At 73.6% G+C, this 22,593-nt stretch carries 21 protein-coding genes and 1 pseudogene; 12 read left to right on the top strand and 10 right to left on the bottom strand.

The window, feature by feature from the left end:
* Positions 1-23: 23 nt before the first annotated feature.
* Complete coding sequence (locus ACSLTV_RS16915; protein ID WP_435612420.1) at positions 24-1,082, bottom strand: ABC transporter permease; 1,059 nt, start codon at positions 1,080-1,082, stop codon at positions 24-26.
* Positions 1,083-1,184: 102 nt separating this feature from the next.
* On the opposite strand from ACSLTV_RS16915, the gene ACSLTV_RS16910 reads away from it, so the two are divergent.
* The 8 genes and pseudogenes from ACSLTV_RS16910 to ACSLTV_RS16875 all read left to right on the top strand — a co-directional run bounded on the left by ACSLTV_RS16910 (position 1,185) and on the right by ACSLTV_RS16875 (position 8,414).
* Positions 1,185-1,814, top strand: a complete 630-nt coding sequence (locus tag ACSLTV_RS16910; RefSeq protein WP_432157116.1) for a TetR/AcrR family transcriptional regulator — start codon at positions 1,185-1,187, stop codon at positions 1,812-1,814.
* 153 nt (positions 1,815-1,967) lie between these two features.
* Entirely contained in the window at positions 1,968-2,270 is a 303-nt protein-coding gene (locus tag ACSLTV_RS16905) for an urease subunit gamma (protein ID WP_432136913.1), read from the top strand.
* A 9-nt stretch (positions 2,271-2,279) separates the two neighbouring features.
* Positions 2,280-2,585, top strand: a pseudogene (locus ACSLTV_RS16900) (urease subunit beta); the annotation flags it as partial.
* Positions 2,586-2,697: 112 nt separating this feature from the next.
* A complete protein-coding gene (locus ACSLTV_RS16895; RefSeq protein WP_435612419.1) occupies positions 2,698-4,419 on the top strand; it encodes an urease subunit alpha in 1,722 nt (573 codons plus the stop codon).
* A gap of 11 nt (positions 4,420-4,430) precedes the next feature.
* On the top strand, positions 4,431-5,105 hold the full coding sequence (locus ACSLTV_RS16890) for an urease accessory protein UreF (RefSeq protein ID WP_432136915.1): 675 nt from the start codon (positions 4,431-4,433) through the stop codon (positions 5,103-5,105).
* A gap of 127 nt (positions 5,106-5,232) precedes the next feature.
* The gene (gene ureG, locus ACSLTV_RS16885) at positions 5,233-5,910 is read left to right on the top strand and encodes an urease accessory protein UreG (RefSeq protein ID WP_432136916.1); all 678 of its coding nucleotides are present in this window, start codon (positions 5,233-5,235) and stop codon (positions 5,908-5,910) included.
* Complete coding sequence (locus tag ACSLTV_RS16880) at positions 5,898-6,686, top strand: urease accessory protein UreD (protein ID WP_432159130.1); 789 nt, start codon at positions 5,898-5,900, stop codon at positions 6,684-6,686. Before ureG ends, ACSLTV_RS16880 begins: the two co-directional genes overlap by 13 nt.
* A 129-nt stretch (positions 6,687-6,815) precedes the next feature.
* The gene (locus ACSLTV_RS16875) at positions 6,816-8,414 is read left to right on the top strand and encodes an alpha/beta hydrolase (RefSeq protein ID WP_432136918.1); all 1,599 of its coding nucleotides are present in this window, start codon (positions 6,816-6,818) and stop codon (positions 8,412-8,414) included.
* A 54-nt stretch (positions 8,415-8,468) separates the two neighbouring features.
* Here the strand turns inward: ACSLTV_RS16875 and ACSLTV_RS16870 are convergent, their stop codons facing one another.
* The 6 genes from ACSLTV_RS16870 to ACSLTV_RS16845 form a co-directional block, all read right to left on the bottom strand.
* On the bottom strand, positions 8,469-9,191 hold the full coding sequence (locus ACSLTV_RS16870; RefSeq protein ID WP_432136919.1) for a lysophospholipid acyltransferase family protein: 723 nt from the start codon (positions 9,189-9,191) through the stop codon (positions 8,469-8,471).
* A 114-nt stretch (positions 9,192-9,305) separates the two neighbouring features.
* Complete coding sequence (locus tag ACSLTV_RS16865) at positions 9,306-10,547, bottom strand: PP2C family protein-serine/threonine phosphatase (protein ID WP_432136920.1); 1,242 nt, start codon at positions 10,545-10,547, stop codon at positions 9,306-9,308.
* A gap of 59 nt (positions 10,548-10,606) precedes the next feature.
* Complete coding sequence (locus ACSLTV_RS16860; RefSeq protein WP_435612418.1) at positions 10,607-13,069, bottom strand: SpoIIE family protein phosphatase; 2,463 nt, start codon at positions 13,067-13,069, stop codon at positions 10,607-10,609.
* Between the two features lie 188 nt (positions 13,070-13,257).
* A complete protein-coding gene (gene rocD / locus ACSLTV_RS16855) occupies positions 13,258-14,484 on the bottom strand; it encodes an ornithine--oxo-acid transaminase (RefSeq protein WP_435612417.1) in 1,227 nt (408 codons plus the stop codon).
* Positions 14,484-15,293 carry a dimethylargininase gene (gene ddaH / locus ACSLTV_RS16850; protein ID WP_432136923.1) on the bottom strand — a complete coding sequence of 270 codons (810 nt, stop codon included), beginning with the start codon at positions 15,291-15,293 and terminating at the stop codon, positions 14,484-14,486. Before ddaH ends, rocD begins: the two co-directional genes overlap by 1 nt.
* Positions 15,294-15,431: 138 nt before the next feature.
* Complete coding sequence (locus ACSLTV_RS16845; RefSeq protein ID WP_435612416.1) at positions 15,432-15,923, bottom strand: Lrp/AsnC family transcriptional regulator; 492 nt, start codon at positions 15,921-15,923, stop codon at positions 15,432-15,434.
* 102 nt (positions 15,924-16,025) lie between these two features.
* Between ACSLTV_RS16845 and ACSLTV_RS16840 the strand changes: the two genes are divergently transcribed.
* The 4 genes from ACSLTV_RS16840 to ACSLTV_RS16825 are packed head-to-tail and all read left to right on the top strand — an operon-like array spanning position 16,026 to position 20,154.
* Positions 16,026-16,805: a LytR/AlgR family response regulator transcription factor gene (locus ACSLTV_RS16840; protein ID WP_435612415.1), complete on the top strand. Its 780-nt coding sequence runs from the start codon at positions 16,026-16,028 to the stop codon at positions 16,803-16,805.
* Positions 16,802-17,188, top strand: coding sequence for a hypothetical protein (locus ACSLTV_RS16835; protein WP_432136958.1), 387 nt, complete (start codon positions 16,802-16,804; stop codon positions 17,186-17,188). Before ACSLTV_RS16840 ends, ACSLTV_RS16835 begins: the two co-directional genes overlap by 4 nt.
* Positions 17,189-17,203: 15 nt before the next feature.
* Entirely contained in the window at positions 17,204-18,952 is a 1,749-nt protein-coding gene (locus ACSLTV_RS16830; protein WP_435612414.1) for a cation acetate symporter, read from the top strand.
* Complete coding sequence (locus ACSLTV_RS16825) at positions 18,949-20,154, top strand: sensor histidine kinase (protein WP_432136927.1); 1,206 nt, start codon at positions 18,949-18,951, stop codon at positions 20,152-20,154. The genes ACSLTV_RS16830 and ACSLTV_RS16825 overlap by 4 nt, the downstream gene beginning before the upstream one ends.
* Positions 20,155-20,178: 24 nt before the next feature.
* Here the strand turns inward: ACSLTV_RS16825 and ACSLTV_RS16820 are convergent, their stop codons facing one another.
* The 3 genes from ACSLTV_RS16820 to ACSLTV_RS16810 form a co-directional block, all read right to left on the bottom strand.
* Positions 20,179-20,349, bottom strand: coding sequence for a hypothetical protein (locus tag ACSLTV_RS16820; RefSeq protein ID WP_432136928.1), 171 nt, complete (start codon positions 20,347-20,349; stop codon positions 20,179-20,181).
* Positions 20,350-20,443: 94 nt separating this feature from the next.
* A complete protein-coding gene (locus ACSLTV_RS16815; RefSeq protein WP_435612413.1) occupies positions 20,444-21,394 on the bottom strand; it encodes a cytochrome c oxidase assembly protein in 951 nt (316 codons plus the stop codon).
* A 150-nt stretch (positions 21,395-21,544) separates the two neighbouring features.
* Positions 21,545-22,570 carry a 6-phosphofructokinase gene (locus tag ACSLTV_RS16810; protein WP_432136930.1) on the bottom strand — a complete coding sequence of 342 codons (1,026 nt, stop codon included), beginning with the start codon at positions 22,568-22,570 and terminating at the stop codon, positions 21,545-21,547.
* Between the last annotated feature and the right edge of the window lie 23 nt (positions 22,571-22,593).

Genomic DNA, 22,593 nt, shown 5'->3' with positions numbered 1-22,593 from the left:
GTCCCGCGCGGAGCCGGCCGGGGTCAGCTCGCGGGGGCGAGTTCCCGCTCGACCGCCGGTGCCGGGCTCCCGGCGCGGGAGGTCAGCCGGGTGCCGAGCAGGACCGCCGCGAGGCCCAGCGCGGCCCACCAGGCGAGGGTGATCAGGGGGCCGGTCGCCGCCGCGCCGCCGAAGTAACCCACCGAACGCAGCAGCGAGGCGCTCGCGCCCGGCGGCAGCCACTGGCCGAGGGTGCCCACCGGCTCGGGCAGCAGGTGCGGTGCCGTCGCGGCACCCGAGAACGGGTTGCCGATCAGCATCATCAGGGCGCCGACGAGGGCGATTCCCGCCCGGCCGGCCAGCGCGGCGGCCCCGGCGACCGCACCGGCCACGGCCAGCGTGGCCAGACCGAACGCTCCCGCCTCGGCCCACCAGTTCCCGTCGAGCACCCCGAGCCAGCTGTCGGCGAGGGTGGCGGCGGCCAGTCCGACCAGCCCGGCGGCGCCGGTCAGCGCGACCGCGGCCCGGCCGCCGCGCAGCCCGAGCAGTGTCACCGCCGACCCGGCCGCGAGCCCGGCCATCACCAGCGGCAGCACGCTCGCGGTCAGGGTCGCGCCGCGCGGATCGGCCGCCGGGGCGGCCACCACGTCCTCGGTCCGCAGCGGTGTCCCGCTCGCGGCGGCCTGTTCGCCCACCGCTCGCCGCAGGAGCTGGGCGACGACCGGGCTCGCGGCGGAGGCGGTGAGCAGTTTCGGGCCGTCGGGTGCGGCGACCACGGCGCCGTATACGGTCCGGTCCTCGACGGCCTCGCGGGCGGCGGCCTCGTCGGCGTAGCGGTGGATCCGGAAGGCGCCCTCGTGCCCCTCGCGCAGTCGCTGCTCCAGCGGGGCGGTGGCGGCGGCGGGTCCGGCCAGGCCCAGCGGGAGGTCGTGCGGCGCGGTGCGGGCGGCCGGCCATGCGAAGGCCCACAGGGCCAGCAGTGCCAGGGCCGGGGCGAGCAGGGTGGCGGCGAGCAGCCGGCGGCCGACGGGGGGCGGGGCGGCCTCGGCGGGCTGTGCGGGCTGCGCGGCGCCGGTGGGCGAGGCGGTGCTGCTGGTGGGCATGACTTCCCCCAAAAAAGAAGGATCGTTCGTTTTACAGTTGCCCTCACCGTGCTCCGGTAGCCGCCTCTTGTCAAGAAGGAACGTTCGTTTTAGCTTGGGGGTATGGCTCGCGTATCCCAGCAGCATCTCGACGCCCGGCGTCGGCAGATCCTCGACGCCGCCGCGCTCTGCTTCGCCCGCAACGGCTTCCACGCCACCTCGATGCAGGACGTGCTCAAGGAGGCCGACCTGTCCGCAGGCGCGGTCTACCGCTACTTCAGCGGCAAGGACGAGCTCATCCGCGCCATCGTCACCGAGGTGCTCGACGAAGTGCGGGGCGCCTTCGAGCAGGCCGCCCGGCTGAGCCCCCCGCCGCCCCCGGACGAACTGGTCGGCTCGGTCCTCGGCCGGGCCCTCGGCGCCCGGGCGTCGCTGACCTGCGACGGCGAGCCGGCCTTCCCCCGCCTGGTGGTCCAGGTGTGGGCGGAGACCCTGCGCGACAAGGAACTCGCCGCCACCATGCACGAGGGCTACAGCCGCGTCCACGACGGCTGGATGACGCTGGTCCGGGCCTACCAGGACAGCGGGATGATGCCCGCCGACGTTCCGCCGGAGCACGTCGCGAGCACCATGATCGCCGCCGTGCAGGGGTTCCTCGTCCAGCAGGTCCTCTTCGGCGCGGCACCCGTCGCGGTGCTCCAGGACGGTCTGCGGGGCCTGGCCGGCGTACGGGGGCCGCGCTCCGGCACCTGAACGAGGGACGCGGGTCCCCCGAGGGGACCACAGCTCGGTTTACTTGCCGGAAATGCGCCCCAACTAGCCTGCCCCTCCACGCCACCCGGCACGTTGCCCGGGGCCGCGGCGACCGGGCCCCGTACGGCCCACAGCGAGGATGTGAGGTGGGACGTGCAACTGACCCCGCACGAGCAGGAGCGGCTGCTGATCCATGTGGCGGCCGACGTCGCCGACCGGCGCCGGGCCCGCGGCCTCAGGCTCAACCACCCCGAGGCGGTCGCCCTCATCACCTCCCACCTGCTCGAAGGCGCACGCGACGGCCGTACCGTCGCGGAGCTGATGTCCTCCGGGCGTGAGCTGCTCACCCGGGACGACGTCATGGACGGCGTCCCCGAGATGATCCGCGAGGTGCAGGTCGAGGCGACGTTCCCGGACGGCACCAAGCTCGTCACCGTCCACGACCCGATCGTCTGAGGGAGAGCCATGATTCCCGGCGAGATCCTGTTCGCGGACGGCCCGATCGTCTGCAACGAGGGCCGCGAGGTCACCCGGCTGACCGTTCTCAACGCCGCCGACCGGCCCGTCCAGGTCGGCTCCCACTACCACTTCGCCGAAGCCAACCCCGGCCTTGAGTTCGACCGCACCGCCGCCCGCGGCCGACGGCTGGACGTCCCCGCCGGCACCGCCGTGCGCTTCGAGCCGGGCATCCCCGTCGAGGTGGGACTCGTCCCCCTGGCCGGTGCGCGGATCGTGCCCGGGCTCCGCGGGGAGACCGCGGGCGCCCTCGACGGGGGCGACGCACCCGGGACCGCCGGGCCGCGGAGCACCACCGGCCCGCGCGGGCGCCGCGCCGGCGACAGCGACACCAGCCGCCCGCGCGGCGGGACGGACGGAGCGGCAGGTGCCTGAGATCTCGCGTGCCGCGTACGCCGACCTGTTCGGGCCGACCACCGGAGACCGGATCCGGCTCGCCGACACCGATCTGCTGGTCGAGATCGAGGAGGACCGCTGCGGCGGGCCCGGACTCGCCGGGGACGAGGCGGTGTTCGGCGGCGGCAAGGTCATCCGGGAATCCATGGGCCAGGCGTGCGCCACCCGTGCGGACGGCACCCCCGACACCGTGATCACCGGCGCGGTGATCGTCGACCACTGGGGCGTCGTCAAGGCCGACGTAGGTGTCCGGGACGGCCGGATCACCGGCATCGGCAAGGCCGGCAACCCCGACACCATGGACGGCGTCCACCCCGACCTGGTCATCGGACCCGAGACGGAGGTCGTCGCCGGCAACGGGCGGATCCTGACCGCCGGGGCGATCGACGCGCACGTCCACTTCATCTGCCCGCAGATCGCCGACGAGGCGTTGGCGTCCGGCGTGACCACGCTGGTCGGCGGCGGGACCGGGCCGGCCGAGGGCTCCAAGGCGACGACCGTGACGCCCGGCCCCTGGCACCTCGCCCGGATGATGGCGGCGATGGAGCAGTACCCGCTGAACATCGGCTTCCTCGGCAAGGGCAACACCGTCTCGCACGAGGCGATGCTCTCCCAGATCCGGGGCGGCGCCCTCGGCCTGAAACTGCACGAGGACTGGGGCTCGACGCCGGCCGTCATCGACGCCGCGCTGACGGTGGCCGACCGGACCGGCATCCAGGTCGCCATCCACACGGACACCCTGAACGAGGCCGGGTTCGTCGGCGACACCCTCGCCGCGATCGCCGGCCGCGGGATCCACGCGTACCACACGGAGGGTGCGGGCGGCGGGCACGCGCCCGACATCATGACCGTGGTCTCGGAGCCCAACGTGCTGCCCAGCTCCACCAACCCGACGCGGCCGTACACGGTGAACACCGCCGAGGAACACCTCGACATGCTGATGGTGTGCCACCACCTGAACCCGGCCGTACCCGAGGACCTGGCGTTCGCCGAATCCCGGATCCGGCCCTCCACCATCGGCGCGGAGGACATCCTGCACGACCTCGGCGCCATCTCGATCATCTCGTCCGACTCCCAGGCCATGGGCCGGGTCGGCGAGGTGATCCTGCGGACCTGGCAGACGGCGCACGTGATGAAGCGGCGCCGGGGCGCGCTCCCCGGCGACGGGCGCGCGGACAACCACCGGGTCCGCCGGTACGTCGCCAAGTACACGATCAACCCGGCACTCGCCCAGGGGCTGGCCCGCGAGGTGGGTTCGGTGGAGATCGGGAAGCTCGCCGACCTGGTGCTGTGGGAACCGGCGTTCTTCGGCGTCAAACCGCACCTCGTCCTCAAGGGCGGGCAGATCGCCTACGCGCAGATGGGCGACGCCAACGCCTCCATCCCGACGCCGCAGCCGATCCTGCCCCGCCCGATGTACGGGGCGATCGGGCGGGCACCGGCCGCCAACTCGGTCAACTTCGTGGCCGCGCTCGCGATCGATGACGGGTTGCCGGAGCGGCTGGAGCTGGGCAAGCGATTCGTCGCGATCGACTCGACGCGCGGGGTGACCAAGGCGGACCTCCGGGAGAACGATGCCCGCCCACGCGTCGAGATCGACCCCGACAGCTTCGCCGTGCGCATCGACGGCGAACTGGTCGAGGCCGAACCGGCGGCCGAACTTCCGATGGCCCAGCGCTACTTCCTCTTCTGACGGGGGTCCTCATGACACGGGCCGCACTGCTGGTCCTGGCCGACGGGCGCTTCCCCGCCGGAGGGCACGCGCACTCCGGCGGGGCGGAGGCCGCGGTCGGGGCCGGCCGGATCACCGGCGCGGCGGATCTGGCGGACTTCTGCCGGGGCCGGCTGCACACGACGGGTCTGGTGGCCGCCGCACTCGCCGCCGCGGCGGCGTTCGGCGCCGCACCGGCCGAGTTGGACGCGGCGGCCGACGCCCGGACCCCCTCCCCGGCGCTGCGTGTCGCGGCGCGCAAGCTGGGACGGCAGCTGACCAGGGCCGCCCGGGCGACCTGGCCCTCCGCCGAACTCGACGCGCTGGCACGAGCGTTCCCCAAGGGGGCCCACCAGCCGGTCGTCCTGGGGCTGGCCGCCCGCGCCGCCGGCCTCGGTCCCGAGGACGCGGCGCACTGCGCGGCCTACGAGAGCGTCAGCGGACCGGCGACGGCCGTCGTCCGGCTGCTCGGCCTCGACCCCTTCGACGCGACGGCGGTGCTGGCCCGGCTGGCGCCCGAGACGGACATCGTCGTGGACCGGGCGGTCGCCGCGGGACGGGCGGCGGCCGAGGAGGGCGTGGACGCGCTGCCCGCCGCCTCCGCGCCCGTGCTGGAGATCGGGGCGGAGGCTCACGCGGCCCGGCCGGTCCGGCTGTTCGCGTCGTAGACCGCCACGCGTACCCCGCGGGCCTGCCGCCGTCGCCGCGGCAGGCTCCGCATCCCCCTCGGAAGCCACGGACGGCACAACCCCCTCAGCCGGCCCTGACGGGCCGCCCGACGACTTACGGAGCTCCATGCACCTCGACCACTCACACGACGGCCCCGCCGCCGTCAGCGCCGACGCCCGCCGGCCCGACGGGGCCCGCCGAGCCCTGCGCATCGGGCTCGGCGGGCCCGTGGGTTCCGGGAAGACCGCCACCGTGGCCGCCCTGTGCAGGGCGCTGCGCGCGGAGTTCTCGCTGGCGGTGGTGACCAACGACATCTACACTCGCGAGGACGCCGAGTTCCTCCTGCGGGAGGCCGTGCTGCCGCCCGAGCGGATCGCCGCCGTGGAGACGGGGGCCTGCCCGCACACCGCGATCCGGGACGACATCTCCGCCAACCTGGAGGCCGTGGAGGACCTGGAGGACGCCGTCGGCCCGCTCGACCTGGTGCTGGTGGAATCCGGCGGGGACAACCTGACCGCCACCTTCTCCAAGGGGCTCGTGGACGCGCAGATCTTCGTCATCGACGTGGCCGGCGGGGACGACATCCCCCGCAAGGGCGGCCCCGGCGTCACCACCGCCGACCTGCTGGTGGTGAACAAGACCGACCTCGCTCCCCACGTGGGGTCCGACCTCGGCCGGATGGCCGCCGACGCCGAGGCGCAGCGCGCCGGACTGCCGGTCGTCCTGCAGTCGCTGCGCGGCGAGGCCGGGGTGCGCGACGTCGCCGCCTGGGTGCGGGAGCGGCTCGCCGCGTGGACCGCGTGAGCGCCGCCGGCACGCTCGGCGTCCGTGCCGCCGCGCGCATCGTGGCCCGGGCCGACGGCCGGGGCGGCACGGCCCTGCCGGTGCTCGGCAGCGACGGGCCCCTGGCCCTGCGCCGCGCCCGGGGCACGGACGGCGAGGCGCACGCCGTGCTCGTCGGCGCGATGAGCGGGCCGCTCGGCGGCGACCGGTTCGCCGTGCGGGCGGACGTGGCGGAGCACGCCCGGCTGCGGCTGTCCTCCGCCGCCGCCACGCTGGCCCTCCCCGGCCAGGTGAAGGACCACGCCTGCTACGACGTCCGGATCCGGGTCGCCGACCACGCCCGGCTGCGCTGGCTGCCCGAGCCGCTGATCTCCGCCCGCGGCAGCGACCTGCGGGTCACCACCCGCGTCGACCTCGCCCCCACGGCCGGCCTGGTGCTGCGGGAGGAGCAGGTGCTGGGCCGGACCGGCGAGGAGCCAGGGCGGCTCACCAGCCGGCTCGTCCTGCGGATCGGTGAACGCGCGGTGCTCGACCAGGAACTGGCCTGCGGCCCCGGCGCACCGGGCGGCTGGGACGGGCCCGCCGTACTGGCCGGACATCGCGCCGTGGGCCAAGTGGTCCTCGTATCACCGGAGTTGCACGACCGACCGGTGGCCGCCCGGGTCCTCGGTGACACCGCCGCCCTGCTGCCCCTGGCCGGGCCCGCCGTGCTGGTCACCGCCGTGGCGGCGGACGGACTGCGGCTGCGCCGAGTACTCGACGCCGCCCTGGACGAGGTCCGCGTGGCCATCCGGTGAGCGGTGCGCACCGTACGCTTATCGGATTGGCAAAGAAGCCCCGCGAGACCTGTTGCCCGGGTCCGCACAGCGGCGAGGATCCCCCCTGACCAACTGTCCGCATGTCACCAGGTAGGGGGAGTACCTCAGTTGAGGGAGATACGACCGAACAGACGGACGCGCGCGCTGGGTTCGGCCGGTGTGCTCGTCACCGCGACGCTGCTGGCCGGCGCCGTCGCCGCGCCCACCGCCGGCGCCACCACCGACCGCCACGGCCAGGGCCGGGAGCAGCGCGGCGCGGCGATCGCCGCCGCACGGGCCGCGAAGACCGGGATCGACTGGCAGGACTGCCCGGCCGACTGGGGCCTGGAGAAGCCCATCCAGTGCGGCTGGGTGACCGTGCCGGTCGACTACGCCCACCCCTACGGCAAGCAGATCAAGCTCGCCGTCGACCGCATCGGCAACACCGGCACGCCGCACGAGCGCCAGGGAGCGCTCGTCTACAACCCGGGCGGGCCCGGCGGCTCCGGGCTGTACTTCCCGCGCCGGGTCACCACCGGCAGCGCGGTGTGGGCCAACGTGGCCAAGGCCTACGACTTCGTCGGCTTCGACCCGCGCGGTGTCGGCCACTCCGCGCCCATCTCCTGCGCGGACCCGCAGGAGTTCGTCAAGGCGCCCAAGGCCGACCCGGTCCCGGACGACGAGGCCGACAAGCGGGCCCAGCGCAAGCTGGCCCGCGAGTACGCCGAGGGCTGCCAGGAGCGCAGCGGCGCCATGCTGCCGCACATGACCACCCCGAACACCGCCCGCGACCTGGACGTCATCCGCGCCGCCCTCGGCGAGCGCCGGCTCAACTTCCTCGGCGTCTCCTACGGCACCTACCTCGGCGCCGTCTACGGCACCCTCTTCCCGGGCCATGTGCGCCGCATGGTCGTCGACAGCGTGGTCAACCCGTCCCGCGAGAAGATCTGGTACCAGGCCAACCTGGACCAGGACGTCGCGTTCGAGACCCGCTGGCGGGACTGGCAGGACTGGGTCGCCGCCCACGACGCCACCTACCACCTGGGCACCACCCGGGACGCCGTGCAGGCCAAGTGGCTCGACCTGCGCGCCACCGCCGAAGCGCACCCGCTGGGCGGGGTCGTCGGCCCGGCCGAGCTGATCGGCTTCTTCCAGGCCGCCCCGTACTACGACTCCGCGTGGAAGCGGGTCGCCGCGGCCTTCAGCAAGTACGTCGCCGGTGACCCCCAGCCCCTGATCGACGCCGCCGCCCCCGACCTGTCCGACACCGAGGGCAACATCGCCTCGGAGAACGGCAACGCCGTCTACACGGCCGTCGAGTGCACCGACGCCAAGTGGCCCCGCAACTGGCGGACCTGGGACCGTGACAACACCCGGCTGCACCGCGACCACCCGTTCATGACCTGGGCCAACGCCTGGATGAACCTGCCGTGCGCCACCTGGCCGGTCAAGCAGCGCACCCCGGTGGACGTCAGGACGCGGCACGGGCTCCCGCCGGTGCTCATCGTGCAGTCCGAGCGGGACGCCGCCACCCCCTACGCCGGGGCCGTCGAACTGCACCGGCGCTTCCAGGGCTCCCGCCTGATCACCGAGAAGGGCGCCGGCTCCCACGGCGTCACCGGACTGGTCAACTCCTGCGTCAACAGCAGGGTCGACGCCTACCTGCTGAACGGCACGCTCGACACCGCGGACGTGACCTGCGCCCCGCACGCCACGCCGCAGCCGTAACCGGCCACCACCCAGGGTGGGAGGGGCCCGGCGGCCCCTCCCACCCGCTCCGCCTCAGCGCAGCGGCAGCCGCGGGAACCTGCGCTCCTTCTCCGCTGCCGCCGCCTGCTCCGCCTTCGCGACGGCCGCGTACTGGTCGACGTACTCCTGCTCCGACAGGGTCAGGATGGCGTACATGATCTCGTCGGTGACGGCGCGCAGGACGGCCTTCTCGTTCTCCATGCCGCTGTAGCGGGAGAAGTCGAGCGGCTCGCCGAAGCGGATCGTGATCGGACGCAGCCGCGGGACGACCTTCCCCGGCGGCTGCGCCTCGAAGGTGCCGATCATCGCCACCGGCACGACCGGCACCTGCGCCCTGAGGGCCATCACCGCCACGCCGACCTTGCCCTTGTACAGGCGGCCGTCGTGCGACCGGGTGCCCTCCGGGTAGATGCCGAGCAACTCGCCCTTGCGCAGCACCCCGAGCCCCTCCCGGATGGCCGCCTTGCCGGCCTCCTTGCCGGAGCGGTCGACCGGGATCTGACCGGCGCTGCGGAAGAAGGCCGCGGTCAGCCGCCCCTTGACCCCCGGACCGGAGAAGTACTCGGCCTTGGCGAGGAAGGTGATCCGCCGCTTGAGGACCGCCGGCATCAGGAAGTGGTCGGAGAAGGAGAGGTGGTTGCCCGCCACGATCGCCGCGCCCGACTCCGGCACATGTTCCAAGCCCTCGATGCGGGGCCGGAAGAGCAGCCTCAACAGCGGTCCCAGCACGACGTACTTCAGGAGGTAGTAGAACAACGGGATCCCGCCTCCATTCGCCGAAAGCGCTGTCAGTGTAGGCGCGACGGTCACCGTCCGGAACAGGCCGGACGGCTCCCGCCCGGCCCCGTCCTGCCCACCCCGGCACCGCGTTCACAGCCGTACGATCACCAGCGCCGTGTCGTCCGTGGCGCCGCCCGGAGGGAGCAGTTCCAGCAGGACCGCGTCGGCGAGGGACTCGGGGTCCTTGCCCCGGTGGCGGACCAGGGACTCGGCGAGCCGGGCCAGACCGGTGTCGATGTCCTCGCGGCGCCGCTCCACCAGCCCGTCGGTGTACAGCACGAGCGTGGCCCCCCGGTCGTAGCGCATTCCCGCCTGCGGTCTGGGCATCGGGTCGGGCCGGGCGTCGAGCGGCGGGTCGGTGGCCTGGTCGAGGAGTTCCACCCGGCCGTCATGGTGGACCAGGATCGGCGGGGGATGCCCGGCGCTGCTGTAGCTGATGGTGCGGTGGTCGAAGTCGATGAACGTGGTCACGGCGGTCGCCGACTCGGCGCCGTCCACCACGTTGGCGTACCGGCCCAGGACGTCCAGTGCCTGGGCCGGGCCCGCCGCCACCCGGGAGGCCGCGCTGAGCGCGCTGCGCAACTGGCCCATCACCCCGGCCGCCTCCAGCCCGTGGCCCACCACGTCGCCCACGGACACCCCGATCCGGTCGCCGCCGACCAGGTCCACCACGTCGTACCAGTCGCCGCAGACGTTCAACGCGCCCACCGCGGGCCGGTACCGCACGGCCAGCTGCCGGTACTTCAGCTGCCGGTTGGCCGGCAGCATCGCGCCCTGCAGGGCGAGCGCCACCTCGCGTTCCCGGGCGTGGGCCTGACGCAGCCGCTCGTTGAGCTCCTGCAGTTCACGGGCGCGCGTGTAGAGCTCGGCCTCCAGTACCCGGGCCTGGCTGCCGGTGTGGCCGTTCGCCCGCCCGCGCCGGGCCTTGATCAGCTCGGTGACCTCCTCCACCCGGTGCACGATCAGCGCCACCCGGCCGTCGGGGCCGAGAACGGGCGCGTTGACCGGGCTCCAGTAGCGCTCGGCCCACTCGCCGGGCCGCTGGGGGTCCTCGACGTCGTAGCGCTGCAGGGCCATGGTGTCGCGCTCGCCGGTGTCCACCACCCGCAGCATCGACGCCCGGAGGTCCCGCATCCCGGTGGCGGTCGGGTCGCCCGGGTTGTCGGGGAAGACGTCGAAGATGTAGCGGCCCACCAACTGCTCCCGGGTGCGTCCGGACAGCCGCTGGAAGTCCTCGTTGGCGTCGGCGTACACCAGGCCGGGGGTGAGCAGGGCCACCATGCCGGGCAAAGCCTGGAACACCGTCGCGTAGTCGATCTCCGAGTCGTTCATCGCCGCGCCCCATCTGCCGGTCTTGCGTCATTTTCGCATGATGTGTCGGGGGTGACCTGTCAGAGCTCGGGTCCGGACAGCGACTGCTCGGCCCAGATGATCTTGCCATCGTCCGTGAAGCGGGTGCCCCACCGCTGGGTGAGCTGGGACACCAGCAGCAGTCCGCGCCCGCCCTCGTCGGTGGTACGCGGATGGCGCAGATGCGGCGCGGTGGCACCGCCGTCGTGCACCTCGGTGACCAGCGCCCGGCCCCGGATCAGCCGCACCCGGATCGGCCCCGCGGCGTGCCGGATGGCGTTGGTCATCAGCTCGCTCACCACCAGTTCGGTGGTGAACACCAGCTCCTCCAGACCCCAGTCCGCGAGCCGCCCGGCCGCCGCCCGCCGCGCATCGGCGACCGTCGCCGGATCGGCCGGCACCTCCCACTCGGCGACCTGCCCGGCGCCCAGCCGCAGGGTGCGCGCCATCAGCAGCGCCACGTCGTCGTTCGGCCGGGCCGGGGCCAGGGCGTCGACGACCGCCCGGCAGCGCAGGTGCAGCGAGTCCACCGTGCCCTCCAGCGCCCGGCGCAGCCCGTCCCGGCCGCTGTCCGGCGCCCCCGGCCCGCGCCGCGCCAGCAACCCGTCCGTGTGCAGCGCCAGCGTGCTGCCCTCGGGCAGGCACAGCTCGACCGCCTCGAAGGGCGGGCCGCCCGTGCCCAGCGGCGGACCCTGCGGCAGCTCCACGAAGATCACCGCCCCGCCCGGCGCCACGACCACCGGCGCCGGGTGCCCCGCCGCGGCCATCGCGCACCGCCCGTCCACCGGGTCGTACACCACGTACACACAGCCCGAGCCCACGGCACCCGCGCCCTCGCCCGCCGCCCCCTCGGGGTCGACGCCCTCCTCGCTCGCGGTGCGCGCCACCAGGTCGTCCAGGTGGGCGAGGACCTCGTCCGGCGACAGGTCCAGCGCGGCCAGCGTGCGCACCGCGGTGCGCAGCCGGCCCATGGCCGCCGCGGCCGCGATGCCGTGCCCCGGCACCTCGCCCACCACCAGCGCCACCCGGGCGCCCGACAGCGGGATCAGGTCGTACCAGTCGCCGCCGAGACCGGTCAGCTCGTCGGCCGGGCGGTAGCAGGCCGACACCGTGACCGCGTCCTGCTCCGGCAGCCGGCGGGGGAGCAGACTGCGCTGCAGCAGCAGCGCCGCGTCGCGCTCGCGGGTGTAGCGGCGGGCGTTGTCGACACAGACCGCGGCCCGCGAGACCAGATCCTCGGCGAGCGAGACGTCGCCCGCGTCGAACGGCTCCTTGCGATGCCCCCGGAAGAACGTGGTCAGGCCCAGCGTCACCCCCCGGGAGCGCAACGGAACGATCAGCGCGCTGTGCAGGCCGAGCTCCCGGAAGGTGGCCCGCCGCTCGCCGGGCACCTCGGCCGCCCACTGCGGCGTCGACGGGTCCAGCCGCTCCCGGGACCAGGATCGGCCCGAGGCCAGAGCACGCAGCGGCGGTGAGCCGGGCAGGTACTCCACCGGCCCGCCGGCCGGTACGAACGCCTCCGGAACGCCCTCGTTCACCGACTGGTGCCCCGCGCGCCGCAACGCCACCCCGGCCGCACCGTCGCCCTCCGGCACCGGTGCCGGCTCCACGCCCCGCAGCACCGACTCCAGCAGGTCCACGGTGACGAGGTCGGCGAAGCCCGGCACGACGATGTCGGCCAGCTCCTGCGCGGTGCGCGCGCAGTCCAGGCTGCGGCCGATCGACCGGCCGGCCATGTCGAGCAGGGCCAGCCGCTGCCGGGCACGGTGCCGCTCGGTGATGTCGACGACCGTGTAGTAGACCCCCATCGGGTGGCCGTACTCGTCGTCGAGCCGGGTGAAGGACATCATGTGCGCGGTCTCGCGGTGCGGTGCGGACCGTATACGGCCGACGTGCTCGTACCCGACGACCGGTTCCCCGCTGGCCAGCACCCGCCGCATCCGGCTCTCGATGGCCGAGGCGTCCAGCCCCGGCTGGATGTCCGCCAGCCGGCGGCCCAGCCGCTCGGCCGGAGGGCCGCCGCCGAACCGGGCGAGGGCCGCGTTCGACCACACGAAGCGCAGGTCGGTGTCCACGATGGCGATGCCGATGGGTGAGCCGGCCACCATCTGCTCCAGGACCTGGCGGTCCATGTTCCAGCCGGGTGCCTCGGCCATCTCGTTGAGCAGCACAAGCCAGCGGGAGGGGCCGCGCACTTCGGCGGCGGAGGTGATCCGGGCCATCACCCGCAGCGACCGACCGTCGCGGCACCGGGCGGTGAGCAGCCCGGCCCATCCGCCGTCGGTGCGGCACCGCGCGAGCAACTGCGGCACCCGGGCGGCGTCCTCCCGGCCCAGCAGCCGCTCCAGCCCCGTCCCGACCGCCTCGGCGGCCGGATACGCCAGCAGCCGCCGCGCGCTGCCGGTCCAGCTCGTGACCACGCCCTCCGCGTCGAGCAGCAGGGGTGCGGCGTCGGCCACGTCGAACCAGCGGCGGCCGACGTCATGGTCCTCGTCAACGCCCACGGCCGACCTCTCCGTCGCTGAGAGTGGTCTACCACCTCTTCCTTCCCCCTCACCCTGCCCGCCCGGGGTCCGGTCGGCTACCTGGACGGCGCGGTGAACGCGCCGCCGGTCACCGCCGACGGCGTGCGGGGGAGTGCGGGTGGTCCGGGCCCGGCGCGGGCAGGCGCGCCGGGCCCGGACCGGTGCGGTCAGGCGTCCTGCCGCAGTACTCCTCCCAGGGTGGCGAGCGCCGAGGCCAGTTCCTCGGCGGTGACGGTCAGCGGCGGGGCCAGCCGGATCGTCGAGCCGTGGGTGTCCTTGACCAGAACCCCTTCGCGCATGAGCCGCTCGCTGATCTCCCGGCCGGTGCCGATGCCCGGGTCGATGTCGACGCCCGCCCACAGACCGCGCGAGCGGAACCCGACGACGCCCTCGCCGACCAGCTCGGACAGGCCGCCCCGCAGCACCGCGCCGAGCTCGGCCGCCCGGCGCTGGTACTCGCCGCTCTCCAGCAGTTCCACCACCGCCGTGCCGACCGCCGCCGCCAGCGGATTGCCGCCGAACGTCGAGCCGTGCTCGCCCGGCCGCAGCACCTCCAGCACCTCGCGCCGGCCCACCACCGCCGACACCGGCACGATGCCCCCGCCGAGCGCCTTGCCGAGCAGCACCACGTCCGGGACCACGCCCTCGTGCTGCACGGCCAGCGTGTGCCCGGTACGGCCCAGACCCGACTGGATCTCGTCGGCGACGAACAGGCAGTTCGCCCGGCGGGTGATCTCCCGCACCCCGGCCAGATAGCCCTCGTCCGGGATGATCACCCCGGCCTCGCCCTGGATCGGCTCGATCAGCACGGCCGCCGTGGTCTCGTCGACCGCCGCCTCCAGCGCCGCCAGGTCGTTGTACGGCACGATCCGGAAGCCCGGGGTGAACGGCCCGAACCCCGCGCGGGCCGTCTCGTCCGTGGAGAAGCTGACGATCGTCGTCGTACGGCCGTGGAAGTTCTCCGCGGCGACCACGATCGTGGCCCGGTCCGCGGGCACGCCCTTCACCTCGTAGGCCCATTTGCGAGCCACCTTGATACCGCTCTCCACGGCCTCCGCGCCGGTGTTCATCGGCAGCATCATGTCCATGCCGGTGAGGCGCACCAGCCGCTCCGCGAACTCCGCGAGCTGGTCGTTGTGGAAGGCCCGCGAGGTGAGCGTGAGCCGGTCCAGCTGGCGGTGCGCCGCCTCGATCAGCGCCGGGTGCCGGTGACCGAAGTTGAGCGCCGAGTAACCCGCCAGCATGTCCAGGTAGCGACGGCCCTCCACGTCCTCCACCCAGGCGCCCTCGGCACGGGAGACGACGACCGGCAGCGGATGGTAGTTGTGCGCGAGCACCGGCCCCTCGGCCTGGATCAGCTCGGCGGAGGAACGGGTGGTGGCGAGAGCGGTCATCAACGAATCTCCTGGGTGCAGCACTTGATACCGCCGCCGGCCTTGTGGAACTCCGACAGGTCGACGGGGACGGGGATGTAGCCGTGCTCGGCGACACGGCCGGCGAGCGCCTCGGCCTGCGGCGCGATGAAGACGTGGCGGCCGTCGGAGACGGAGTTCAGGCCGAACGCCATGGCGTCCTCCCGGGTGGCCAGCACGGCGTCCGGGTACAGCCGGGCCAGCACCTCCCGGCTGCCTGCCGAGAACGCCTCCGGGTAGTACACGATGTTGTCGTCGTCGAGCACGAACAACGCCGTGTCGAGGTGGTAGAAGTACGGGTCCACCAGCGTCAGGCTGATCACCGGGTGCCCGAAGAACTCCTGCGCCTCGCGGTGCGCCTCCCGGGTGGTGCGGAACCCGGTGCCGGCCAGGACGTACCGCCCCGTCCACACCAGATCGCCCTCACCCTCGCACACCGACTCCGGCCGGTGCACGGCGTAGCCGGCGTCCTTGAACCAGGTGTCGTAGTGCAGGGACTCGGGCCGCCGCTCGGGGGCGTGGAAGAGGGAGCCGAGGACCCGGCCGTCGACGACGACCGCCGAGTTCGCGGCGAAGACCATGTCGGGCAGGCCGGGGACCGGCTCCAGGGTGTCCACGGCGTGACCGTGGGCGCGGTAGGCACTGATCAGCGCCTGCCACTGCTCCTGCGCCAGGTCGACGTCGACCCGGGTGTCGGGATGCATCCAGGGATTGATCGCGTACTGCACGGCGAAGTGTCTGGGTTCGCAGACCAGGAAGCGCCGGGGGCGCGGCACACGGCTGTCGGTCACAGAGGGGTTCCTCCGCTGGGGTCCTCCGCTTGTCAGCGGTGTCGACTGAGGGTTGACACCACGGTAGAAACTGACCGAACCGCCCGACAAGGAACAAGAGCTGCGTGTCCACGCAACGATGCTGCGTGTTCAACGGTCTCAGCGCACGTCTGGTGCGGGCTGGCTGGCGCCGGCCTCCGGGCTCTCCGGCAGCAGGTGCGACAGCACCATCACACTGATCGTCTTCCGGATGAACGGCTCCGCCCGGATCCGCTCCAGCACCTCCTCGAAGTGCTCCACGTCCCGCGCCCGCACGTGCAGCAGCGCGTCCGCCCCACCGGTCACCGTCATCGCGGCGGTGATCTCCGGGTGGTTGCGCACCACCTCCGCCAGCCGCCGCGGCGGGGCCGCGCCCTCGCAGAACACCTCGACGTACGCCTCCGTGCGCCAGCCCAGCGCGGACGGCTTCACCGTCGCCGTGAAGCCGGTGATCACCCCGGCGTCCCGCAACCGGTCCACCCGGCGCTTCACCGCCGTCGACGACAGCCCGATCGCCGTCCCGATCTCGGCGAAGCTGGTCCTGGCGTTCGCCATCAGAGCCGTGATGATCTTCCGGTCGAGCTCGTCGAACGAGGCGGGAACGCTGTGCATGCGGGCACTGTATCCAGTGGGGAGGACCCTCGCGCCCGACCGGCGGGACGGCCGCGCACGGCACGTGTCCCCCGGCGCGGATCGCCCCTACACTCCACCTTCATGTTGCGCGCGCTCGCCGTGGACGACGAACGGCCCTCGCTGGAGGAACTCCTCTACCTGCTGACCGCGGACCCGCGGATCGGCACGGTCGAGGGCGCCGGTGACGCGACCGGGGCCCTGCGCCGCATCAACCGTGCCCTGGAGTGCGGCCCCGACGGCCCCGACGCCCTCGACGTGGTCTTCCTCGACATCCAGATGCCCGGCCTCGACGGCCTCGACCTGGCCCGGCTGCTCACCGGCTTCGCCCAGCCCCCGCTCGTCGTGTTCGTCACCGCCCACGAGGACTTCGCCGTCCGGGCCTTCGACCTCAAGGCCGTCGACTACGTCCTCAAACCCGTGCGCACCGAACGCCTCTCCGAGGCCGTGCGCCGCGTCGCCGAACGGCGCGCCGCCGCCATCCCCGACGCGGCGGCCGGCACCGCCCCGCCGCCCATCCCCGTCCACGAACCCGACCCGGACCACATACCCGTCGAACTCGGCGGGGTGACCCGGTTCGTCGCCGTCGCCGACATCACCCACGTCGAGGCACGGGGCGACTACGCCCGTCTGCACACCGACCGGGGCAGCCACCTCCTGCGCGTCCCGCTGTCCACGCTGGAGGAGCGCTGGCGCGCCCGCGGCTTCGTGCGCATCCACCGCCGCCACCTGGTCGCCCTGCACCACATCGACGAGCTGCGCCTGGACGCCGGCACCGTCAGCGTCCTGATCGGCGGCGAGGAACTCCAGGTCAGCCGTCGGCACGCCCGCGAACTGCGGGACCTGCTGATGAGGAGGGCCTGACGGTGCCGCACGACCCCGCCGCCCCCGCCGAGCGCAGAGCCGAACGCCGTGTCGTGGTCACCGGCCCGCCCCGCCGCACCCGGCGTGCCCTGGGCCACTACCGCCCGCGCACCGAGATCGACGAGCAGACCACCCTCGGCCACACCTACGTCCGCTCCCTCATGCGCAGCCAGCTGCGCGCCGCGCTCACCGTGTTCGCCGTCCTCGCCCTCCTCGTCGGACCCCTGCCGCTGGTCTTCGCCGCCATGCCCCAGGCCCGCCGCCTGGAGTGGGCGGTGCTCGGCTTCTGCCTGTACGCGCCGCTGGTCCTGCTCGCCCGCTGGTACGTGCGCCGCGCCGAACGCAACGAGCGGGACTTCGTGCGGCTGGTCGAGGACCGCTGAGCACCGGGCACCGCCGTGAACTCCGCCTACGCCGTCCCCGCCGTCGCCCTGGTGGTCGTCACGACCGTCCTCGTCGGTGCCTTCGGCCTGCGCGTCTCCCGCACCACCTCCGACTTCTACGTCGCCTCGCGCACCGTCGGCCCCCGCCTGAACGCGGCCGCCATCAGCGGCGAGTACCTCTCCGCCGCCTCGTTCCTCGGCATCGCCGGACTCGTCCTCGTCCAGGGTCCCGACATGCTGTGGTACCCGGTCGGCTACACGGCCGGGTACCTGGTCCTGCTGCTGTTCGTCGCCGCCCCGCTGCGCCGCTCCGGCGCCTACACCCTCCCCGACTTCGCCGAGGCCCGGCTCGCCTCCCGGCCCGTGCGCCGTCTCGCGGGCGCTTTCGTGGTCGGCGTCGGCTGGCTCTACCTGCTGCCCCAGCTGCAGGGCGCCGGACTCACCCTCGCGGTCCTCACCGACGCCCCCGACTCGCTCGGCGGGATCATCGTCGCCGTGGTCGTCACCGTGACCGTCGCCGCCGGCGGGATGCGCAGCATCACCTTCGTCCAGGCCTTCCAGTACTGGCTGAAGCTCACCGCCCTGCTCGTCCCCGCGCTCTTCCTCGTCCTCGCCTGGCAGTCCGACGGCGCGCCCCGGCAGGCCTTCGCGGAACCGGCCGCCTTCCGTGAGCAGCGTGCCGTGCGCGTCGACGACACCCTCGACCTGAGACTCGACTCGCCCCTGACCGTGACGGTCACCGGCACCGTGGACAGCCGGCCCCTCGACGGCACCGAGGTGCGGCTGCCCCCGGGCACCCACCGCGTCACCGGCGGCACCCGTCTCACCTTCGCCGCGCACACCACCGTCCCCGCCGCCGACCGCGCCGGCAACGGCGGCCTGTCCACCTCGCTCGCCGAGGGCCGTGCCGAGCGCCCGCTGTACGCCACCTACGGACTGATCCTCGCCACCTTCTTCGGCACCATGGGCCTGCCGCACGTCGTCGTCCGCTTCTACACCAGCCCGCACGGCGTCGCCGCCCGCCGCACCACGGTCGCCGTCCTCGCCCTGATCGGCGCCTTCTACCTGCTCCCGCCCCTCTACGGTGCCCTGGGCCGGCTGTACGCCCCCGAACTGACCCTCACCGCCGACGCCGACGCCGCGGTGCTGCTGCTGCCCGGCAGGATGATCGGCGGCCCCGGCGGTGACCTGCTCGGCGCACTGGTGGCCGGCGGCGCGTTCGCCGCGTTCCTCTCCACGGCCTCGGGACTGACCATGGCCGTCGCGGGCGTCCTCACCCAGGACGTGCTGCCCACCCGGGGCGTCCGCCACTTCCGGCTGGGCACCGGGCTCGCCATGGCCGTGCCGCTCGCCGCCAGCCTGCTGGTCGGCGGGCTGCCCGTGGCCGACGCGGTCGGGCTGGCCTTCGCGGTGTCCGCGTCGTCCTTCTGCCCGCTGCTCGTCCTCGGCATCTGGTGGCGGCGGCTCACCCCGCCCGGCGCGGCCGCCGGGATGCTCGTCGGCGGCGGCGCGGCCTTCGTCGCGGTCGCCGCGACCATGGCCGGACTGCCCGGCACGGGCCGCCTGCACGCCCTGCTCGCCTGGCCCGCGCTGTGGTCGGTACCGCTGGGCTTCCTCACCATGATCCTGGTGTCCCTGGCCACCCCGGGCCGCGTCCCCGCCGACACGGCCGCCGTCCTCGCCCGCTTCCACCTGCCGGAGGCCCTGCGGACACCCGCGTACCCGCCACCCGAGGAGCCCCACCCCGCGCAGGAGCGCGCATGAGCGGTTTCCTGGCCGGCTTCCTCGTCGCCATCCTCCCCCTGCTGACCGCCGGCTTCTGGCTCGGCCGGCGCACCGCACGCCCCGAGAACCTCGGCGGGCTCGGCACCCCCGTCGAGCACGCCACCTTCCAGACCCTGCACACCGCCTCCCTCGCCGCGCCCCCGCTTCGCGCCGGCCTCACCGAGGAGACCGCCCGCAGGTCGGCCCGCCGGCTGCGCTCCCTGCTCGGCACCGACGCCCTCTGCCTCACCGACGAGAAGGACGTGCTGGCCTGGGACGGCGTCGGCGCCCACCACCGCGCCGAGATCATGGAGCGGCTGGCCGGACCGCTGGAAACGGGTCGTGGCGAGGCGTTCCGGCTGCACTGCGACGCCCCCGACTGCCCGGTCCGCTGGGCGGTGGTCGCCCCCCTCACCGTCGACGACCGCGTCCACGGGGCGCTGGTGGCCTGCGCGCCGCGCGAGTCCGCCGTCCTGGTCCGGGCGGCCGGCGAGGTCGCCCGCTGGGTGTCGGTCCAGCTGGAGCTGGCCGACCTCGACGACTCCCGCACCCGCCTCATCGAGGCCGAGATCAAGGCGCTGCGCGCCCAGATCAGCCCGCACTTCGTATTCAACTCGCTCGCGGTGATCGCGTCCTTCGTCCGCACCGACCCCGAGCGGGCCCGCGAGCTGCTCCTGGAGTTCGCCGACTTCACCCGCTACTCGTTCCGCAGGCACGGCGACTTCACCACCCTCGCCGACGAACTGCACGCCATCGACCACTATCTGGCCCTGGTCCGCGCGCGCTTCGGCGACCGCCTCGCCGTCACCCTGCAGATCGCCCCCGAGGTGCTCCCCGTCGCCCTGCCGTTCCTGTGCCTGCAGCCGCTCGTCGAGAACGCCGTGAAACACGGTCTGGAGGGCAAGGCCGACCGCTGCCACATCCGGATCACCGCCCAGGACGCCGGTGCCGAGGCCCTGGTGACCATCGAGGACGACGGCGCGGGCATGGACCCCGCGCTGCTGCGCCGCATCCTCGCCGGTGAGGTCAGCCCGTCCGGCGGCATCGGCCTGTCCAACGTGGACGACCGGCTCCGCCAGGTCTACGGCGACGACCACGGCCTCGTCATCGAGACCGCCCCCGGCGCCGGCATGAAGATCACCGCCCGGCTGCCGAAGTACCAGCCCGGGGTGCACTCGGCGGCCGGCCTGGGAGCCCCGTGATCCACGGGGCTCCCGTGGCTCCGCTCAACTGCCGCGCATCATGATCAGCGCCAGGGTGATCAGTCCCAGCACGACCCAGCCGAACCACAGCCAGCCGTTGCTGCCGATCGCCACCGTGTAGGCGGTCACCACGACCAGACCGCCGACGGTGAGCGCCCCCATCGTCCTGGTGGAACCTTCAGTGGAACCGGGCATCGCGGCACCCTCCTCGGCACGCCCCTCGGCAGGGCGCGTTCCCTCCATGGTGCCCCGGCGGGCGGCCGCGCGGCGATGCCCCGGCGCATCCCGGTCAGCTCCGGCGGGCGTCCAGCGAGGCGAGGTAGGCGTTGTACGCCTCCAGCTCCTTGTCACCGTCCCGGTCGGCGGCGCGGTCCTTGCGCTTGGCCTGGCGCTGCTCGGAGCCGTACCACTGGAACAGCAGGGCGATCAGGACCAGCACCGACGGGATCTCGCTGAACGCCCAGGCGATTCCGCCGGCCGCGGTCTGGTCGGAGAGGGGGTCGACACCCAGCGAGGCGGGCGGGTTCTGGAAGGTCTCGACCATCGTCGTCGAGGCCATCATCAGCGCGATCCCGAAGAACGCGTGGAACGGCATGCCCGCGAACAGCTCCAGCATCCGCATCAGATAGCCGGGCCGGTGCGGCCCCGGGTCGACGCCCATGATCGGCCAGAAGAACACCAGGCCGACGGCGAAGAAGTGCACCATCATCGCGACGTGCCCGGTCCTGGACCCCATCAGGAAGTCGAACAGCGGGGTGAAGTACAGGGCGTACAGGCTCGCGATGAACATCGGGATCGTGAACAGCGGATGCGTGACGACCCGCATGTACCGGCTGTGCAGCAGCATCAGCAGCAGCTCGCGCGGCCCCTTGCGTCCCTGACCGGCCACCGGCAGCGCCCGCAGCGCCAGCGTCACCGGGGCGCCGAGCAGGACCAGGATCGGCGACAGCATGCTGATCACCATGTGCTGCACCATGTGCACGCTGAACATCACCATGCCGTAGTCGTTCAGCTTGGTGCACATCATCAGCGCGACGGTGAGCACGCCGGCGACGAACGCCACCGTCCGCCCCGGGGACCATGCGTCCCCGCGCCGCCGCAGCCGTACGACACCCCACAGGTACAGGCCGAGCCCCAAGGCACAGGCGACGAGGAAGAACGGTTCCGCCGACCACTGCAGCCCCCGCCCGAGGGTGAAGGGCTGCAGATCCATGTCCATGCCGTGCCCACTGTGATCCATCGGCCGGCTCCTGCTTTCGTGGGGGTTTGCGCTCAAACGGTCCCCACAAGACTAGGACGGCCCCCGGTCACCCTCGTGACCGGGGGCCACCGCCGTCCGGGGCGGGACGAACCGCGCGGGCGGTCACGCACCGCCGGCGCCCGCCGGAGGCTAGAGCACGCACTCGGCCTCGGCGTACCGTTCGGCCGGCACCGTCTTCAGCGTCTTCACGGCCTCGGCCAGCGACACCGTCACGATGTCGGTGCCCCGCAGCGCGGTCATCACCCCGAACTCCCCGCGGTGCACGGCCTCCACCGCGTGCCACCCGAACCTGGTCGCCAGCACCCGGTCGTACGCCGTGGGCGTGCCGCCCCGCTGGACGTGGCCAAGGATCACCGGCCGCGCCTCCTTGCCGAGCCGCTGCTCCAGCTCGATGGAGAGCTGGCGCGCGATGCCGGCGAACCGTTCGTGCCCGTAGATGTCCTTGCCGCCCTCGTCGAAGGTCATGGTGCCGGGCCGCGGCTTGGCACCCTCGGCGGCGACGACGATCGCGAACCGCTTGCCCGCCTCGAACCGCTCACCGACCCGCCGGGTCAGCTCCTCGATGTCGAACGGCCGCTCCGGCACCACGATGGCGTGCGCGCCGGCCGCCATCCCGGAGTGCAGCGCTATCCAGCCGGTGTGGCGGCCCATGACCTCCACGACCAGCACCCGCTGGTGCGACTCGGCGGTCGTCTTCAGTCGGTCCAGGGCGTCCGTGGCGACGCCGACGGCCGTGTCGAAACCGAAGGTGACGTCGGTGACCGCGATGTCGTTGTCGATGGTCTTCGGCACGCCCACGACGGGCAGACCGGCGTCCGACATCAGCCGGGCCGCCTTCAGGGTGCCCTCACCGCCGATCGGGATGATCGCGTCGAGACCCAGTTCCTCGACGTGGCCGCGGGCCCGCTCCACGCCGTCGCGCAGGTGCGAGGGCTGGACCCGGGAGGAGCCGAGGATGGTGCCGCCGCGGGCGAGGATGCCGCCCACCGCGTCCAGGTCGAGCTTGAGGTAGTCGCACTCCAGGAGGCCCTTCCAGCCGTCGCGGAAGCCGATGACCTCGTCGCCGTGGTCGGCGACGGCACGGTGTACGACGGACCGGATGACGGCGTTCAGGCCGGGACAGTCGCCGCCGGACGTGAGGACACCAATGCGCATAGCCCGAAACAACCTTCTCCATG

It is taken from the genome of Streptomyces sp. bgisy159 (assembly GCF_965341775.1).
Classification (GTDB): Bacteria; Actinomycetota; Actinomycetes; order Streptomycetales; family Streptomycetaceae; genus Streptomyces.
This window is presented reverse-complemented; position numbering and strand designations above follow the sequence as displayed.